This window comes from Cupriavidus sp. 05L411 (genome assembly GCF_056398045.1).
In genome coordinates, this window is sequence record NZ_JBFTOQ010000116.1 from 1 (window position 1) to 1,782 (window position 1,782).

General features: G+C 61.7%; 1 protein-coding gene. It reads right to left on the minus strand.

What is annotated here, in order from left to right; genetic code table 11:
• Nucleotides 1–1,570, minus strand: a 1,570-nt coding sequence (locus AC1DQR_RS40150) for a type VI secretion system Vgr family protein (RefSeq protein WP_477135128.1), incomplete at its 3' end; no start/stop codon positions are given.
• Nucleotides 1,571–1,782: the final 212 nt, after the last annotated feature.

A 1,782-nucleotide genomic window follows, 5' to 3' on the forward strand; every position in this document is an offset into this window, starting at 1 on the left:
CCCCCCGCTTCTTCTTGTTGCGATCAACGAGGTAGCCAAGGTTGAGCTGGGTCTTGCCACCATATTCGGTGGAGAGCTTGATGCTCTCCTCTCCCTTCCAGTCCTCCATGCGCAGCTTGTTGTTGCTCTGCGTCCTGATCAGGTTGCGCGACAGCCACCGGTCCTGGGTGGTGATCAGGTCCTCTTGCCGGCTGTTATGCAGCGCGTGCGCGATATAGGGCTTGTTCGGATTGCCGTCGCGAAAGGCAATCGCGACTTCGGTGCCGTCGATGAGCGGGAAGTGGAACCCAGTATGCAGACCGCCGGCATACGGCTTGGCCAGGGGTATGGCCGCGCTTTCCATGCCTTTCGGCCATGGCTCAAAATCAAAATCGAAGCGGACGACGTAGTGGCCCGCCTTTGTCAGGTACGCGTACTTGTATTGGCCGGGCGAGGTGATGCGCGCGCTCAGCGTGCCCTGGATTTTCGGCCAGTTTTCCTCGTCCAGCGGCAGGCGAAAGCGCCGGTCCGACGGGATGGCCTGGTAGGTGTTGCGGTAAGCGGCATCACGCCCCCCGGTATGGATGACTTCGGTGATGACCTGGCCGTTGGGGGCTTCGGCCAATGGCTCATCCATGCGCAGGATGCAGCCGGCGTGCAGTCTGAGCACGTTGCTCTCGCCCGCATAGACAAGCTGGCCGGCCAGCAGGGCCTCGTGGCGCAGCTGCGCCTCCCACTTCGCCTCGGCCTTGTCCAGATGATGCGTGCCGTAGATATACTGCTGGCCGTAAGTTGTCTTGTCCTTGCGCGCGACGTTGGCCTCGCCCTTGATGGGTTCCCACGCCTGATCCGGGTTGTAGTCGGCGACCAGGACCGATTCGGGCACGGTCCTGGCGTGCACCTGGATGTCGGATACCGCCTCAATGCCGGCTTCCAGGCCGGCGGTCTCGCGATATGGCACGCGCAGTTCGGGCTGGTAGACGTAGTGGTCGATGTCGTCGCCGAAGACGATCATCTCGCCGAATTTTCCCGGGATGAAGTAGCAATACAGCCCTTCYTGSCGCATCAGCAACTGGACATATTCCCAGTCGGATAGCTGGTACTGGAAGCGGAATTTGTGCTGGGTGTACTTGCGGCGCACCTTGAGGGAAAACTGGTGGCCCCGGAGTTCGTGCCGGCGCAGGATAGCCTCGATGATCTCGAGGGCCGTCTTGTTCTGGTAGATGCGCGTGGTCCGGACGAGTTCGAGCCGCGCGGCCAGTGGCCGGAGCACGATGTCGTAGGCGAAGAAATCGCGCGTGCGTTTCGTGCGTGAGAACGCCGATATCCACCCCGCGAACCGGCGCGGTTCGCTACCGTCGCCGGGGTCGATCACAAAGGTCGCGTCACGATTGAGGTATTCAGCCCGGTCGAGTTCCAGCGGGTGGGTTAGCCGGATCGTGACGGTATAGAGCTCTCCCAATCGCTCCACTGCCTCGAACGACACCACCGACAGTTCCGCCGCGCTGGCCGCGCGAGGAACGTCCAGATGGTAAGCCTGGCGCCCGGGCATCCTTGCGCCGTAGGCCTCGAATTCGTCGATAACGCCCATGTCTTCTCCGTTGTCACGCCTGCCGCTTCGCGGCAAGATTCCTGGCGGATTGGTTGCGCACGCCGGGAACGACAAGTGACTTGATGCTTGGCATCGCGGCGCACCATGCAACCACGTCTATTCGAAGTCCGGGGCGGCGAAACGCTGTGAGCGTTGTGCTCTGGCCCGATTCGGAAAACATGCTAATGGGTGAGTACGGATAGGATCAATCG